The organism is Nocardioides nematodiphilus, from assembly GCF_020216525.1.
GTDB classification, from domain to species: domain Bacteria; phylum Actinomycetota; class Actinomycetes; order Propionibacteriales; family Nocardioidaceae; genus Nocardioides; species Nocardioides nematodiphilus.
Genome location: NZ_JAIWOY010000004.1, coordinates 212,179 through 227,206 on the forward strand (window position 1 = coordinate 212,179; position 15,028 = coordinate 227,206).

The 15,028-nt window shown below is 72.4% G+C and carries 13 protein-coding genes; 6 read left to right on the forward strand and 7 right to left on the reverse strand.

Annotated elements, in window-relative coordinates; translation table 11 throughout:
- The first annotated feature begins 168 nt into the window (after nt 1-168).
- The 6 genes from KSO98_RS09135 to KSO98_RS18865 all read left to right on the forward strand — a co-directional run bounded on the left by KSO98_RS09135 (nt 169) and on the right by KSO98_RS18865 (nt 7,314).
- Nucleotides 169-1,644 (forward strand): DUF4082 domain-containing protein, encoded by a 1,476-nt coding sequence (locus KSO98_RS09135; protein ID WP_225285065.1) that lies wholly within the window; start codon nt 169-171, stop codon nt 1,642-1,644.
- Nucleotides 1,645-1,792: 148 nt separating this feature from the next.
- Nucleotides 1,793-2,584: a YveK family protein gene (locus tag KSO98_RS09140; protein WP_225285066.1), complete on the forward strand. Its 792-nt coding sequence runs from the start codon at nt 1,793-1,795 to the stop codon at nt 2,582-2,584.
- Nucleotides 2,581-4,566 (forward strand): O-antigen ligase family protein, encoded by a 1,986-nt coding sequence (locus KSO98_RS09145; protein ID WP_225285068.1) that lies wholly within the window; start codon nt 2,581-2,583, stop codon nt 4,564-4,566. The genes KSO98_RS09140 and KSO98_RS09145 overlap by 4 nt, the downstream gene beginning before the upstream one ends.
- Before the next feature lie 10 nt (nt 4,567-4,576).
- Nucleotides 4,577-5,488 carry a glycosyltransferase family 2 protein gene (locus KSO98_RS09150; protein ID WP_225285069.1) on the forward strand — a complete coding sequence of 304 codons (912 nt, stop codon included), beginning with the start codon at nt 4,577-4,579 and terminating at the stop codon, nt 5,486-5,488.
- A 24-nt stretch (nt 5,489-5,512) separates the two neighbouring features.
- Nucleotides 5,513-6,235 carry a class I SAM-dependent methyltransferase gene (locus tag KSO98_RS09155; RefSeq protein ID WP_225285071.1) on the forward strand — a complete coding sequence of 241 codons (723 nt, stop codon included), beginning with the start codon at nt 5,513-5,515 and terminating at the stop codon, nt 6,233-6,235.
- A complete protein-coding gene (locus KSO98_RS18865; protein WP_225285073.1) occupies nt 6,232-7,314 on the forward strand; it encodes a glycosyltransferase in 1,083 nt (360 codons plus the stop codon). Before KSO98_RS09155 ends, KSO98_RS18865 begins: the two co-directional genes overlap by 4 nt.
- A gap of 54 nt (nt 7,315-7,368) precedes the next feature.
- On the opposite strand, the gene KSO98_RS09165 is transcribed toward KSO98_RS18865, so the two are convergent.
- Genes KSO98_RS09165 through KSO98_RS09195 form a run of 7 tightly spaced genes read right to left on the reverse strand, consistent with a single transcriptional unit; the run spans nt 7,369 to nt 15,020 of the window.
- Nucleotides 7,369-8,760, reverse strand: coding sequence for a glycosyltransferase family 4 protein (locus KSO98_RS09165; protein WP_225285074.1), 1,392 nt, complete (start codon nt 8,758-8,760; stop codon nt 7,369-7,371).
- A 2-nt stretch (nt 8,761-8,762) separates the two neighbouring features.
- A complete protein-coding gene (locus KSO98_RS09170) occupies nt 8,763-9,794 on the reverse strand; it encodes a glycosyltransferase family 2 protein (protein ID WP_225285076.1) in 1,032 nt (343 codons plus the stop codon).
- Nucleotides 9,791-10,840: a glycosyltransferase family 2 protein gene (locus KSO98_RS09175; protein ID WP_225285078.1), complete on the reverse strand. Its 1,050-nt coding sequence runs from the start codon at nt 10,838-10,840 to the stop codon at nt 9,791-9,793. Before KSO98_RS09175 ends, KSO98_RS09170 begins: the two co-directional genes overlap by 4 nt.
- On the reverse strand, nt 10,833-12,341 hold the full coding sequence (locus tag KSO98_RS09180; protein ID WP_225285080.1) for a lipopolysaccharide biosynthesis protein: 1,509 nt from the start codon (nt 12,339-12,341) through the stop codon (nt 10,833-10,835). The genes KSO98_RS09175 and KSO98_RS09180 overlap by 8 nt, the downstream gene beginning before the upstream one ends.
- Nucleotides 12,338-13,264: a glycosyltransferase family 2 protein gene (locus tag KSO98_RS09185; protein ID WP_225285081.1), complete on the reverse strand. Its 927-nt coding sequence runs from the start codon at nt 13,262-13,264 to the stop codon at nt 12,338-12,340. Before KSO98_RS09185 ends, KSO98_RS09180 begins: the two co-directional genes overlap by 4 nt.
- Nucleotides 13,261-14,379, reverse strand: a complete 1,119-nt coding sequence (locus KSO98_RS09190; RefSeq protein ID WP_225285082.1) for a DegT/DnrJ/EryC1/StrS family aminotransferase — start codon at nt 14,377-14,379, stop codon at nt 13,261-13,263. The genes KSO98_RS09185 and KSO98_RS09190 overlap by 4 nt, the downstream gene beginning before the upstream one ends.
- Nucleotides 14,376-15,020, reverse strand: coding sequence for a PglD-related sugar-binding protein (locus tag KSO98_RS09195; RefSeq protein WP_225285083.1), 645 nt, complete (start codon nt 15,018-15,020; stop codon nt 14,376-14,378). Before KSO98_RS09195 ends, KSO98_RS09190 begins: the two co-directional genes overlap by 4 nt.
- Nucleotides 15,021-15,028: the final 8 nt, after the last annotated feature.

Sequence of the window (15,028 nt, forward strand, 5' to 3'; positions counted from 1 at the left end):
ACGGAGCCACCGCGTCCCCCGCCTATACCCCAAATTGGGTATATCGGGCCGATATCTGTGCGCAGAGATCAGGCCCTCCCGCCGCGCGCCGAATTCTTCCGGCAATCGCCGCGACGCATCACCACCCCGCCATCGTCCTGCCCTTTCCCCTCATTGATCGGAAATCCCATGTTCTCCCGTTCCATCACGTCAACCAGGCCGAGCACCCGCCTCGCACTCGTTGCCGTCGCCGTCCTGCCGCTCTCGTTCGCGGTGTGTGAGGCCGTCGCCTCCACCGGATCGGCCTCGGCCGCGACCGCCGCGGTGGCGAGCACCGAGAGCTACTACCCGGCCACCACCACGGCCCCGGTCGAGATCGACCCCGCCTCTGTCGAGCTCGGCACCCGCTTCAGCGTCACCACCGCGGGCACGGTCACCGGAATGCGCTACTACGGTCCCGCGATCACGACGCAGCGCACTGGCAGTCTCTGGTCCAGCAACGGCGCCCGCCTGGCCACCGCCACCTTCGCGAAGAGCACGTCCGCCGGCTGGCAGAAGGTCACCTTCGCCACCCCGGTGCACATCAACGCGTCGACCACGTACGTGGTCTCCTACCTCTCCCCCGGCGCGGGCTACGCGTTCACCAGCAACGCTTTCCGCAGCACGACGACGCACGGCCACATCGTCACGAAGTACGGCGCCGGCGTCTTCAAGTACGGCACCACCGGCGGCTTCCCGAACCAGACGTACCAGAACGGCAGCTACTACGCCGACGTCCTGTTCACCCCCGACAGCGCCACCACGTCGGCCACGACCACGCAGCCGACCGGCACCACGACGCCGACGCCGACCCCCACTCCGACGCCGACGCCCACGCCGACGACCGCCCCGACGAGCACTGCCCCGTCCTCCGCGCCGACCACCGCCGCGGCCGCACCGTCGAGCAACTTCGGCTCCAGTGCCGGCGTCCCGGCCGGGACCGCGTTGAAGGCCTCCGGCAGCGTCACCGTCACCACGCCTGGCACCGTCGTCGACGGTCTCGACATCAACGGCACCCTCACCATCGCCGCCAACAACGTCACCGTGAAGAACACCCGCGTGACCTCCGGCAGCGCCTACAACATCGTCAAGGTCGACGACAGCGCCACCGGCGTCACCCTCGACCACGTCACCGTCGACGGCAAGGGCATGAACGGCACCGAGGGCGCCAACGGCGTCTACGGCCCCGGCACCTACAACGCCGTCGCCGTCTCCGGCGTCGAGAACGGCTTCGTCCCCAGCTCCGGTGCCACCATCACCGGCTCCTGGGTCCACAACCTCGCCTCGCCCGGCTCCCCGCACTACGACGGCATCCAGATCGACGGCGCCCGCTCCAACATCACCGTCAAGAACAGCACCGTCGACCTCACCGGACTCACCCAGACCTCCGCCGTCATGGTCGACAACTACTTCGGTCCCGCCACCAACATCAACATCACCGGCAACCGCCTGCTCGGCGCCGGCTACACCGTCTACGCCGACGGCCAGTTCAACTCCAACCCCATCACCGTCACCTACGCCAACAACCGCATCGGCAAGGGCCAGTGGGGCTACGCCCTGCTCCGCAGCTCCGCGGTGACCTGGTCCGGCAACACCGACGACACGACCGGTCAGCCCGCCAACTGACCGCTTCCCACCCACGACAGCCTGCCGCCCCCGATGGCAGGCTGTCGTGCATTTCCCGGCGCTCCCCGATTTGGGGGAAGCCGAGCGCGATGGCCTCCCGGCGCGACCTCCGCGACCGATCCTCGAGAAGAGGCTCAGGAGGCCCTATATGTATCTGCGTGACGTGATGGCAAGTCTTCTCCGGCGGTGGTACCTGGTGATCGTCGCCCTGCTGCTCACCGGTCTCGCGTGCGGCTACGTCGCCCGCGCCATCGGCCCGACGTACCAGATGTCGGCGAGCGTGCTCCTCATCCCACCGAAGGACCCGACCGGCCTCGTCACCAACCGCTACCTGAGCCTCGGCTCCACGGGCTCCGCGCTGCAGGTGCTCGCCCGCTCGATGAGCAGCGATCCGACGCACAAGGAGGTGCTCGCGGGATTCAAGGGCGCCGACTACACCGCCGGGCCCGACGGGGCGAGCAGCGCGCCGATGCTGCTGCTCAACGCGAGCGCGCACTCTCCGGCGGACGCCCGGGGGGTCCTCGCCCACGCGCTGGCCCGGGCGCCGCAGAACCTCGCCGCTCTGCAGCAGGCCCTCGGGATCGCGAACGCCGCCCAGATCGACTCGCAGCTGATCAGCCAGGACGCCGAGCCGAAGTTCGCACTGAAGCCACAGCTGCGCCCGACCATCACCGTCGGTGTCCTGCTGCTCGGCCTGTTCGCCGCCCTCATCGCCGGGATCGACACGCTGCTGTCGACGCGAGGCCGCACCCGACACGACCGTCCCTCGCGGCGGTCCCGGCGCGCAGCGCGCGCCGCCGGCGACGACCTCACCTCGGACCTCGAGGACGAGCCACGCGGCGACATCCGGCGCATCAGCCCGAGCGAGCCGAAGTCGGTGCGCAAGGCCGTGCCGAAGGCGGCCGCCGAGCCACCCCGGCGCGAGCGACGGTTCCGGTGAGCCGCCAGGACCACATCCCCAGCGGGCTCATCGCGTACCTCGTCCTGCTCTTCGCCGTGCCCTCGGCGCTCACGGTCCCCGCCCTCGGCGGGGCCGGCTCGCCGGCCCGGATCGTCGGGCTCCTGCTGATCGGCTGGTGGGGCTACGACCACATCCAGCAATCGCGGCGCGCCCCGAACGCGGTCCAGGCCGCGTACTTCGCCTTCCTCGCCGCGGTGCTGCTCAGCTACATCGCCGCCACCACCCGCGCGATCCCCGTCGAGGAGATCTCGACCGCCACCCTCGGGATCGTGCTGGTGATCTCCTTCGGTGGCTCCCTGTTGATCGCGAGCAACGGGCTGTCATCCGTGGAGGCGATCACGAGGATGCTGCGCCTGATCGTGCTCGCCGGCGCCGCCGTCGCGGCGTTCGCGTGCTTCCAGGTGTTCACCCACCGCGAGTGGGCGGACATGCTGCACATCCCAGGGCTGTCGGCGAACACCCCGATCTACCAGCTCGGCAACCGCGACGGGCTGCCGCGACCCAACGGCACCGCCACCCACCCCATCGAGCTGGGCATGGTGCTCACGATGGTCCTCCCGATCGCGATCAACCTCGCGATCACCGACCGGAGCCGCTCCGCGCTGCGTCGCCTGAGCCCCGTCATCCTGATCCTGGCCGCGATCTTCCTGTCGATCTCGCGCTCGGCGATGGTCGGGGCCGTCGTCGGACTCCTCGTGATCGCCGTGCGCTGGACGCCGGAGGTGCGCCACCGCGCGGCGCTGGCGGCGCCGGTCTTCGGCTTCGGCGTCTTCGTCATGGTCCCCGGCCTGCTCGGCACCATCGTCGGTCTCTTCACCGGGGCCGGCAACGACGACAGCGTGCGATCGCGGACCGACTCCTACGCGCTGGCGTGGTCCTTCATCCACCGTGCGCCGTGGTTCGGGCGCGGTCTGGGCACGTTCCTGCCCGAGTACCGGATCCTCGACAACCAGTGGCTGGGGCTCCTCATCGAGATCGGAGTGGTCGGCACCCTGTGCTTCGGCGTCCTGATCCTGACCGCGCTGAACGCTGCCGAGTCGGCGCGGCGCGCGAGCCTCGGTGCCGGCAGCGACCAGCTGGCCCAGGGCGTCAAGGCCTCGGTCGCGGTCGGTGCGACCTGCCTGCTGTTCTTCGACGGGTTCTCGTTCCCGGTCGGCTCGGGGCTGCTGTTCCTGATGATCGGCGTCGCCGGCTCGTTCGGGCGGCTCACCGCCGCGGCCCGCCGCCCCGAGCGCCATCCGCGGCTGCCGCAGATCGCCCCGCTCCCGCTCCCCCTTCGAGCGATGGGGCCGGCGGTCCTCCGCCGCTGGTACGTCACGGTGCCCGGGATCGCGCTCAGCCTGTTCGTGGCGATGAGCACCCTCAGCCGCCCGCCGCTCTACTGGACCCAGACCGACACCTACCTGCTCGCGCCGATCAGCCATCGCTTCCCCAACTCGATGACCTCGACCTCGGAGGCGCTGATCGCGACCGCGGGCCTCGTGGTCGCCGACGTCCAGGGACGCTCGCCCGTGCCACCCACCGCGTCGCCCAACGCCCACCTCACCGGGCTCGGGGTGCGCTCCGGCTTCCTGCTGCGGGTGCCGGACATGGGCGGGCAGTGGGAGCACAGCTTCACCCGCCCGGTGATCAGCATCGAGGCGATCGGCTCCGATCCGACCGCCGTGGCGAACCAGGCCGCTGACCTCATCGATCGCATCCGGACGGACCTCGCCGCCCGCCAGCAGGCCGACCACGTGCCCGTACGGGACCGGATGACCGCCACCCTCGCCCCGACGGCCACCCAGGTCTTCGACATGTCCGGACAGCCCTCCCGGGGCGCCGCGGTCACCCTCCTGCTCGGCCTGTGGGCGACCCTCATCGCGGCCGCGACCGCGGACTTCCTCCTCCCGCGCCTGCGCGCCCGCCTCCGGGCGCGCCGACGCGCCCGCCATCCGCGCGCGACCCCCGCTCTGCACTGAGGAGAGCCCGATGAACCCTCCCGAGATCACCCTCGTGGTGGTGACCTACAACAGCGAGCAGGTGATCGGCGATCTGCTCGACAGCCTCCCGGCCGCCCTCGCCGGGCTGCGCGCCGAGGTCATCGTGGTCGACAACTCCTCCACCGACGACACGCTCGAGCAGGTGCGGGCACACGCCGACCCGCACGCCGAGCCACTGCCGCTGCGCTTCATCATCGAGCCCAACCACGGCTACGCCGCCGGTCTCAACGCAGGCGTACGGGCGGCCCGCGGCACCGGCCCGATCCTGGCCCTGAACCCGGACACCCGGCTCGCGCCCGGCGCGATCACCGCGATGCTGCGCGCACTCGGGCCGGGCGTCGGGGTGGTCGCGCCGCGGATCGTGAACGCCGACGGCAGCCTCTTCTGGTCCCAACGCCGGCAGCCGACCCTCCTACGCTCGGTCGGCCTGGGCCGTACGGGCTGGCCGGTGTTCAGCGAGGAGGTCCGCGAGCCGGACAGCTACGACCGGACCGCCTGCCCGGACTGGGCACTGGGCGCCGCGCTGCTGGTCTCACGCGAGTGCCACGAGCTCCTGGGCGGCTGGGACGAGTCGTTCTTCCTCTACTCCGAGGAGACCGACCTGTGCCTGCGGGCGCGCGACGCCGGCCTGCGCACGGTCTTCGTGCCCGATGCCGTCGTCACCCACATCGGCGGCGCCTCCGGGCGCTCCGCGACGACCTACGCCATCGAGTCGATCAACCGGGTCCGCCTCTATCGCCGCCGCCACGGTCTGGCCCGGACGTCCGTCTTCTACGCGCTGGCGCTGCTGGCCGAGCTCTCCCGCGCGGTCCGGGGACGACCGGAGGCGCACGCGGCGCTGCGCGCGCTGGCACGACTCCCCAAAGTTGGGGAGCCCCTGCCGTGGTCGGCCGTCTCGTGACCGGCGCGATGCTCTGCTGATGCCATGACCGTGACCCAGCAGCTGAGCTCCGATCTGCCCGCCTTCCACCAAGGCGGCGCGGCCCACTGGAGTGCACTCCCCGGCATCCTGGCCGCACTCGAGCAGAGCGTCGGGCCGGGCGTCCGGTCCATCGAGACCGGCTGCGGAGCCTCCACCGTCGTCTTCGCTGCCGGCGGCGGCGAGCACACCGTGATCAGCCCCGACGCGCGCGAGCACGAGCTGGTCCGGACCTACTGCGACGAGCAGGGCATCGACCACAGCCGCGTCACCTTCGTCGCCGACTCCTCGGACCGGGTGCTGCCGCAGATCGCGACGCCCGGCAGCCTGGACCTCGCCTTCATCGACGGCGCGCACTCCTTCCCGTACGCGATCGTCGACTGGCACTACCTCTCGCTGGCGCTCAAGGTCGGCGGCCGGATGCTGGTCGACGACGTCGCGATCCCGGCGATCACGCCGCTCTTCCACTTCATGAAGAGCGACGCCGCCTGGCGCTACGAGTCGCTTCCTGACAACCGCGCCGCGCTCTTCACCAAGCTGGCCGAGCCGGCGGCGATCGAGGACTACACCAAGCAGCCGTACAACCGGCGCAGCGACTTCTCCTTCGCCCCGCCGCTGACACGTGCGCGGCTGATGGGCGAGTCGATCGCGACCCGCTCGCGTCGCTCGGTGGGCAGGCGGATCCCGGCTCTTCGTACGGCCTACCGGCGGTTGAACGAGCAACGGTGATCGTCCTCTCGGCCGCCAACTCCTGGGACGACCGCCGGATGGCGGACGCCCAGCTGGCGCTGGCGCTGAGCAGGCACGCCGATGTCCTGTACGTCGACCCGCCGCGATCCCTGCACCGGGCGCGGCTGGGCTGGGTGCGCCCCGGTCTCGCGCGGCTCTCACCGGAGGGCCTGCCGGGCATCTCCCGCGCGCCGGTCGCGGCGGCCAACCGCCGGCTGATCGCGCGTCAGGTGACGCGGGCGCTCCGCCGCTTCGAGAGCAGCGCGACGGCGCTGGTCGAGGCCAACCTGCTCAGCCCCGTCCTGGGTCTGGCAGACCTCGGTCGGACCGTCTATTGGGCACAGGACGACTTCGTCGCGATGGCGCCGTTGGTCGGAGTCGATCCGCGGATCTTCGCCGCCAACCACGAGCGGCTGATCCGCGAGGCGTCACTGATCGTGGCGGCCAACCCGGCCGTCGCCGCGAGCATCACCGCCGCCACCGGGCGGGACGTGCAGCTGATCCCGTTCGGCTGCGACGCCGCGCTCTTCAACCGCACCGCGCCGGCCGCGGCCACCGGCACCGCCGGTGGCCTGGCCGTCCTGATGGGCACCCTCAACGAGCGACTCGACCTCGGCCTGCTGACCGCGGTCGCCGACAGCGGCGCGAGGCTGCGGATCATCGGGCCGTGCAGCCCCCGCGGGGCGCCCCCGGGACTCGCCGGCCTGGTCTCGCGCGCCAGCGTGGAGTGGCTGGGCGAGCGGGCCTTCGCCGACCTCCCCCGCCTCCTGGCGGGCGCGAGCGTGGGCCTGGTGCCGTACACGCACTCGGCGTTCAACGAGGCGAGCTTCCCGCTGAAGACGCTCGAGTACCTCGCCGCCGGCCTGCCGGTCGTCGCCACCGACCTGCCCGCGGTCCGGTGGCTGGCCGCGCCCGACGTGCACGTCGCCGACGACGCCGCACTCTTCGCCAAGACCGTCCGGACGCTCCTCGACGTGACCCCCGCCGAGGCCGAGCAGACGCGGGAGCGCGCCCGGGCGACCGCACAGCAGCACACCTGGGCGGAGCGGGCGAAGCGGTTCGCCGACCTCCTCGGGTAGTCCGGGACGTTCTGGCTGGGTTCGGAGGGGGAACCCCAGCCAGAACGTCCCGGGCTATCCGGTGGCTCGGGCGGCACTGGCCGCCTGCTGCAGCACCTCGGCGTGGCGATCGAGGCAGCGCTGCGGATCGAAGCGCCGGGAGGCCTCGGCAGCCATCCGGTCGCGGCGGGCCGCCCACACGTCGCGCTCCACCACCATCCGGGTGAGTGCCGCGACCAGCTCGTCGTGGTTGGGCTGGCGGCGGAAGCGGGCGGCCGAGACGCTCTCCCAGCTGACCTCGAGATCACCGCCGGGGTTGCCGACCAGGATGCCGGCCGGCTCGCCGCCGGCCGGGAGGGCGAGCTGCTCACGGGCGCCTGCGACATCGGAGAGCACGACCGGCAGCCCGCTGGTCATCGCCTCGGTGGTGGCCAAGGACCAGCCCTCGAAGAACGAGTCCAGCACGAAGCAGTCGGCCGCGGCCATCAGCGCCACCGGATCGGGCGTGTGGTCACGCAGATGGATGCGATCGGCGAACGCCGAGGCCCGCGCCAACCTCGCCACCTGGGCGAAGTACCGCTTGCTGTCGACCCGCCCGGCGATCACCAGGTGCACCTCGGGATGGGCGGCGGCCACCTCGTCGAACGCGGCGACCAGACCGTAGCCGTTCTTCTGCAGCGCGTGCCGGGCGAGCGAGACGAAGAGGAACTCGTCGTCGAGCCGCAGCGCGGCGCGGGCCTGCTCGCGTACGACCGGCGGCTGCGCCCGCGACCAGGCGCCGTTGGGGATGGTCCAGGCGCGCTCGGGCGCGAAGCCCGGCGCGACGGCCAGGAACTGGCGGCGGACGAGCTCGCTCACCCCGACGACGCCGTCGAGGTGCGTGACCCGCTCGGCGAGCACCGCCGGGTCGGCGTCGAACGTCGCCCCGGCACCGTGCAGCACCTCGATCTGCGGTACGCCGAGGCGGGCGACCTCAGCGACCGCCCACCCCGGCGCGTCGTGGATGCTGACCACGTCGGGGTCGGCGGCGGTGAGCAGCTCGCCGAGCGTCGAGCGCGAGGCCGTCCGCACGGCGAACCCCTCGCCGGTGAGCGTCTCCGCCAGTCGACCCGCCCACCCGACCGGGTCGAGCGCGATCACGATCTCCACGACCGCGTCGCGGGCCGCGAGACCACGACTCAGCAGGGCCACGAACTCGTCGAGGCCCCCGACGTCGAGGACACTGGTCAGCACGACCACCCGCAGCCCCGGCACGCTGACCGCAGGCTCCGACAGGGGCGGCGCGACGCGCGGCAGCCGGCGCAGGTCCGCCACCGGGCCGTCGCCGACCAGCGCGGTCGACCAGTCCTCGGCGCCGGGCGCCGAACGGTCCGCGAGCGCACCGGCCAGGACGCGCAACAGGCGTCGTACGGGTGCCGGCAGGCGAGTCGCCCACCGGCCCAACGAGACCATCGTCCGCGCGAGCATGCTCAGATCCCGTACCGTCGCCACAGCCGCCACCGCAGCCGGCCGTCGAGGTCGCGATGGGCGCGGCCGGGCAGGCCCCACCACATCGGCCCGCCGGCATTGAGCTGGTGGGTCAGCGACCACCACTTCAGCGTCCGGACGACGTCCGGCCATACGTCCTGCGCCTCCCGCAGATAGGGGCGCACGTCGTGCCCGTCGTCGAGCTCCTCGAACGCGAGTCGCAGCGCGTCGCGCCCCAGCGCACGCTGCAGGACCTGCTCGAAGTCGCCGCGGAAGCCCAGCCGGTGCCCGGCCTCCTCGAGGAAGAGCTCGAAGGCGAGGCGGCGCGCCCGCAGATCAGCCAGCTTCCCGGCATGGATCGTGGTCGACATGCTCGCCGCGTGCCGGCGGTAGAGGCCCTGCACCGGACCGTGCAGCCGGGCGACGTCGCCGACCGAGGCGAGCCGCAGCCAGAGATTGAGATCGCTGGCCGCCGGCACCTCGGCCCGGTGGCCGCCGACCTGGTGCAGCGCCTCGGTGCGGATCATCACCTCAGGCTGCAGGATGACGTTGCGCAACCGGCGGGCGCGCTGCCAGATCCAGCGGTGCCCGGGCCAGATCATGACCGGTCGCAGCGACGGCGGCGCATACTCCGGAAGCGTCGGCGTCGGGCCCTCGAACGGCAGCACCGGACCGTAGACGAACGCCACCCCGGGATGGGCCTCGAGTACGTCGGCGGCCCGTCGCAGCGCCCCGGGCGCGAGCACGTCGTCCGGGTCGAGCTTGACCAGGTACGGCGCGGTGGCACTGCCCAGCGCCTCGTTGAAGGTCGCGATGTGGCCGTGGTTGCGCCCGTGCGCGATCACCCGCACCCGATCCTCGGCCTCCTCCCAGCCGCGCGCGATCCTCAGGCTGTCGTCGGTCGACGCGTCGTCGACGATGGTGACATCGACGTCCACGCCCGTCTGGTCGAGGGCCGAGGTGATCGCCTCGTCGAGGTAGCGGGCGTAGTTGTGGCTCGGGATCACCACCGAGACCCGCGGCAGCTCGCTCATCGCTGGTACCTCCACATCCAGTGGAGGTGGTGGTTCCAGTGCGCCTGGCGGGCGAGGCGCGAGGGCGAGCGGCGGGGCGTCGGCGTCTCCTTGCCTGCGGCGATCCGGTGCTCCAGCTCGTGCCAGCGCCGCGTCCTGCACACGCGCCGGTCGAGCTCGACCGCCAGGGCCCGCAGCTCATCGACCGGCGCCGAGGACGCGCGGGCGCCGTCGAACGCGTCGAGCGCGTGGAACACCGCCTCCCTCGCCAGCGTCAGCCGGATGCGGCGGCCCACCTCCGCCGCATCGTCCACGAGATGGCCACGCTCGTCGAGGAAGAGCTCGAACGCAGTGGCGCGGGCCCGCAGATCGCGCACGATGCCGGCGTGCAGGGTGTGCTGCATCGACTGCGGGTGCACGCGGTAGAGCCCCTGGACGGCGCCCCCGATCCGCGCGATGTCACCGACGGTCGCCAACCGGAGCCACAGGTGGTAGTCGCTCGCCTCCGGGATCTCCGGTCGGTGGCCGCCGACCTCCTCGAGGGCGGAGCGCCGGATCATCACCTCCGGCTGCCGGATGACGTTGATGCCGCCGCGGGCCCGGCGCCAGATCCACTCCTCGCCCGTCCAGGCCTCGGTCGTCACGACGCGGCGGCGCGGTGCCTGCGGCGGGTCGCCACGGAAGTAGAGGCTGCGACCGTAGACGAAGGCGAGCCGCGAGTTCTCCCGCATGGCCCGGGCGGCGCGCCACAGCGACCCGGGCGTGAGCAGGTCGTCAGGGTCCAGCTTCACGACGTACGGCGCGGTGGCCGACTCGAGCGCGTGGTTGAAGGTGTCGATGTGACCGCGGTTGGTCGCATGCGTGACGACCCGGACCCGGGGATCGACCTCGGCCCAGCGGCGTGCGATCGCCGGGCTGTCGTCGGTGGAGGCGTCGTCGACGATGGTGACGTCGAGGTCGACCCCCTCCTGGCCCAGTGCCGAGCCCAGCGCGTCGTCGAGGTAACGCTCGTAGTTGTGGCACGGCACCACGACGGAGACCCGTGGCATGACCATCGACTCAGGCATGGCAGCCCCTTCCCAAAGCTCCGAGGCGCCTCGACACGCGCCGCACCAGGCGAACCAGCTCGGCGTACTCCTCGGCGAGGACCAGCCGTACGACACCGAGGTGGACCACCCCGATGACCAGCCCGGTGAGCGCGACCGCCACCAGTGCGTTGGCGTCGGCGAGCAGGGCGAACGCCGCCATGCCCGCGGCGCTGGCGACGAGTGCCGCGAGCAGGACCCGGAAGAACGGTCGTGCGGTCGCTCTCGCGCTGATGCCGAGCAGGTCCCCCACGAGCCGCCAGCGCCACGCCGTCGCGACCAGGGCCACGCCGATGAGGCCGAGCACCGTCGCGAGCAGCCCCCAGTGCACCAGGACCGCCGTGGTCGCGACGGTCAGGACGTCGATGGCCAGCGCGTACCGGAACCAACGGCTCGGGCGGCCGCAGCCGTAGAACAGTGTCTGGTCCAGCGTGGCGGCCAGGGTGAGGATGCCGGCGACAGCGAGCGCCTGGGTCGGCGCCACGCTGTGGTCCCACTGCCGCCCGAAGACCAGCGGTACCACCCGGGGCGCCGCGATCGCGATCAGCACCATGATCGGGACGACGGCGGCGTAGGTGAGTCCGACGGCGCGCAGGTAGCCGGTGCGCAGCCGCTGCGCGGAGTCGCGGACCTTGGCGAAGAAGACGGTCGTCACCGGCAGCACGGCAGCCGCGCTCAGGTCCTGCGCGGCGAGGATCAGGCGTTGCGCGACGTTCAGGTAGCCCAGCCCGACGACGCCGAGGGTCGAGACGATGATGATGTTCTCGGCCCAGGTCCTGAGCAGCGCGACGATCTCCACCGCGACGACGTTGGCGCCGAAGCCGACGATGCCGCGCAGGTCCGCGAGCCGGAAGAGGAGGCTCGGGCGCCAGCCCGAGGCCACCCATGCGAAGACCGTCGTGCTCAGCTGGGCGGTGAGCGCCTGCCCCACCAGCGCCCAGGCGCCGGTGCCGAGGAGTGCGAGCACGACGGCCGCGACCTGGGAGAGCAGCGCCGCCACGCACGACTGGACGGCGAGCGTGCGGAAGCGCATCTGCCGACACAGGATCGCTGTCGGTACTCCACCGACCGAGACCAGCACGACGAGGGGCACCAGTCCGAAGATGATCGGGGTGGCCTCGGGGACGTCGAGGCTGGCGGCGAGCAGCGGGGCGCCGGCTGCCAGGCAGCCCGCCAGCACCAGACCCGCGCCGAGCGCGTACCAGAAGACCGTGCTCGTCAGCGCCGCGTCCGGATCCTTCGCCTGGACGAGGTAGGTGCCGAAGCCCATGTCGACCATGAGGTAGATCAGCGGCAGCACCGACATCGCCACCGCGACCGTGCCGAAGTCCGACGGGGCGAGCAGCCGGGTGGTCAGGATGACGGTCGCGAACCCCGTCAGGCGCGTCACCCAGCGCTGGACCGCGGACCACGCGACGCCGGTGATCGCGGTGTGCCCGAGCTCGTCGGCCGGCAGGTCCGGTTCAATGACGGGCGCGCTCATGTCCCCCACCAGCGCCAGCGGTACGAGCGCACGAACAGGTGGGCATCGCTGATCGCACGGGCCTGCCACCGCGCCGGGCCGTGGCCGGGATGGGCGGCCCGGGCGATCATGGCAGCCTCCCGCGCCAGGCCCCGCTCGAGCGTCCGGCGCAACCGGCCCAGCGCCGGCTCGGCCCGGAAGAAGGCCTCGAAGGCGCGCCCTGCCTCACTGAGATCCGTGGTGGGCTCCGCGAACCGGGTGAGGTGCATGTTGGCCTCGTGGAGTCGATAGCCGGCCTGCACCGCGCCGTTGACCCGACCGACATCGGAGACGGCCGCTGCGCGCAGCCACATCAGCAGGTCTCCTGCGTGGGGGTGCGCGATGTCGTAGCCGCCGATCTGGTTGAGGACGGATCTGCGCAGCACCGCCTCGGGACTGCTGATCACGTTCTGTCCCCGCGCACAGATCCGCTCGATCCACTGCTCGCCGCGCCATGTCGACCAGCTCACGCGGCGCGCCTCGCTGGGCGGTGGCTCGGTTGCGAACGACGCCGGCCGCCCGTAGACCAGACCGACCCGCGGGTACGCCTCCATCAGTGCGACGGCGCGGGTGAGCGAGTCGGGGGTGAGCAGGTCGTCGGCGGAGAGCAGCACGACGTAGTCACCGGTCACGGCCGCGAGGCCGTCGTTGTACGTCTGGATGTGGCCGCGGTTGGTCTCGTGGCGCAGGAGGCGCACGCGCGGGTCGGCGTCGGCCAGGCGCAGGGCGACGGCGGCGCTGTCGTCGGTGGAGCAGTCGTCGACGATCAGCACGTCGACGTCGAGACCGGACTGGTCGAGTGCGGAGCCCACCGCGTCGGGCAGGTAGCGGCCGTAGTTGTAGCAGGGCACGACGACCGAGACCCGGGGCCGGGTGCGCAGCGGGACCGGGCGCCGGCGCGTCATCGCAGGTCGCCGTCTGTGACGATCCGGCGCAGCTGGTCGACGACGTGCTCCTGCTCCTCGGCGCGCAGGTGCGGGTGCATCGGCAGCGAGAGGATCTCCCCGGCGGCGCGCTCGGCGACCGGGCAGGTGCCGGGGCCGAGCCCGAGGTGGGCGTACGCGCCCGTGAGGTGGACCGGCGTCGGGTAGTGCACCCCGGTCCCGATCCCGGCGTCGCCGAGGGCGGCCGCGACCCGGTCACGGTCGCGCAGCCGGACGACGTAGAGGTGCCAGACGTCCTCGTTCACGGGGATCGTGTGGGGTGCGAGGACGCCTGGCACGTCGGCGAGGAGCTGCGCGTACCGGTCGGCGACCTGGCGGCGCAGCTCGTTCCACTTCTCCAGCCGCCCGAGCTTCGCGCGCAGGTAGACCGCCTGGAGGGTGTCGAGGCGCGAGTTGCGCCCGACCACGTCGTGCACGTACTTCGTCGGCGATCCGTGGGCGGCGAGCACGCGTACGCGCACGGCGAGCCGGGGGTCGTCGGTCAGCACCGCGCCGGCGTCGCCGGCGGCACCGAGGTTCTTGCCGGGATAGAAGCTGGTCGCGGCGACGGTGCCCAGCGAGCCCGCTGAGCGGCCGTGGCGCCGGGCGCCCTGCGCCTGGGCGGCGTCCTCGACGATCGGTACGCCGACCGCCCGCGCGAGCGGCGCCAGCTCCTCGATCGGTGCGGTCTGCCCGAACAGGTGCACCGGCACGATGGCCTGGGTGCGCTCGGTGATGGCCCGCTCGACGGCCGCCGGGTCGATCAGCAGATCGAGGTCGCGGACGTCGACCGGCACCGGGACCGCTCCGATCGCGGAGACCGCCTCGGCGGTCGCGATGAACGTGTTGGCGGGCAGGATCACCTCGCCGCCCGGGCGTACGCCGACCGCGCGCAGGGCCAGCTCGAGGGCGTCTGTGCCGTTGGCGACGCCCACGCAGTCGCTGACGCCGATGAAGGCGGCGTACTCCTCCTCGAAGGCGGTGACCTGCGGCCCGCTCACGAAGGCGGTGCGCTCGAAGACCTCCTCCAGACCCTGGCGGACCTCGTCGGCGATCTCCGCGTGCTGGGCGGCGAGATCAAGGAAGGGAACGTTCATCGGACCAGCTGCCTCGGGATCGCGTGGTGCGCCGCGGGGACGCCGGTCCAGGTCTCGCCGGCGGGCAGGTCGCGCACCAGCACCGCGCCCATGCCGAGCACGGCGCCGGGACCGATGGTGACGTCCTGGCGCACGCTGGCGTTCATGCCGAGATAGGCCGCCGCGCCGACGGTGACGCCACCGCCGAGCGCCACCCCGGCGCACAGGGTGGCGTAGTCCTGGACCACGTCATCGTGGGTGAGGGTGACGTGCGGCATCACCACGACGTGCCGGTGGAGGTGGACGTCGCAGGTGAGCACCACCCCCGCCAGGAGCACCGAGCCGGGGCCGATCGTGCAGGTCGACGGGACCCGTACGGACTCCTCGAGCACCACCGGATAGCGATCGGCGCCCACCCCGAGCGCGCCCAGCCGCTCGACGATCGCGCGGCGCGCGGCTCCCGAGCCGACGCAGACCACGATGTCGCCGGTGCCCGGCTCGGCGGCCACCGACGGCGGACCGATGACCAGGGCACCGTGGATGCGGGTGCCCCACAGCTGCGAGTCGTCGTCGACCACGACGACGTCGTCGTAGCGATCGCGGACGACCATCATCACCTCGCGGGCGAGCCCGCTGGCTCCGACCAGGACGACGCTTCTCATCGACGTCC

Coding starts and splice junctions, on each gene's coding strand:
- KSO98_RS09135 (WP_225285065.1), top strand. CDS start 169: ATGTTCTCCCGTTCCATCACGTCAACCAGGCCGAGCACCCGCCTCGCA.
- KSO98_RS09140 (WP_225285066.1), top strand. CDS start 1,793: ATGTATCTGCGTGACGTGATGGCAAGTCTTCTCCGGCGGTGGTACCTG.
- KSO98_RS09150 (WP_225285069.1), top strand. CDS start 4,577: ATGAACCCTCCCGAGATCACCCTCGTGGTGGTGACCTACAACAGCGAG.
- KSO98_RS09155 (WP_225285071.1), top strand. CDS start 5,513: ATGACCGTGACCCAGCAGCTGAGCTCCGATCTGCCCGCCTTCCACCAA.
- KSO98_RS09165 (WP_225285074.1), bottom strand. CDS start 8,760: ATGCTCGCGCGGACGATGGTCTCGTTGGGCCGGTGGGCGACTCGCCTG.
- KSO98_RS09170 (WP_225285076.1), bottom strand. CDS start 9,794: ATGAGCGAGCTGCCGCGGGTCTCGGTGGTGATCCCGAGCCACAACTAC.
- KSO98_RS09175 (WP_225285078.1), bottom strand. CDS start 10,840: ATGCCTGAGTCGATGGTCATGCCACGGGTCTCCGTCGTGGTGCCGTGC.
- KSO98_RS09180 (WP_225285080.1), bottom strand. CDS start 12,341: ATGAGCGCGCCCGTCATTGAACCGGACCTGCCGGCCGACGAGCTCGGG.
- KSO98_RS09185 (WP_225285081.1), bottom strand. CDS start 13,264: ATGACGCGCCGGCGCCCGGTCCCGCTGCGCACCCGGCCCCGGGTCTCG.
- KSO98_RS09190 (WP_225285082.1), bottom strand. CDS start 14,379: ATGAACGTTCCCTTCCTTGATCTCGCCGCCCAGCACGCGGAGATCGCC.
- KSO98_RS09195 (WP_225285083.1), bottom strand. CDS start 15,020: ATGAGAAGCGTCGTCCTGGTCGGAGCCAGCGGGCTCGCCCGCGAGGTG.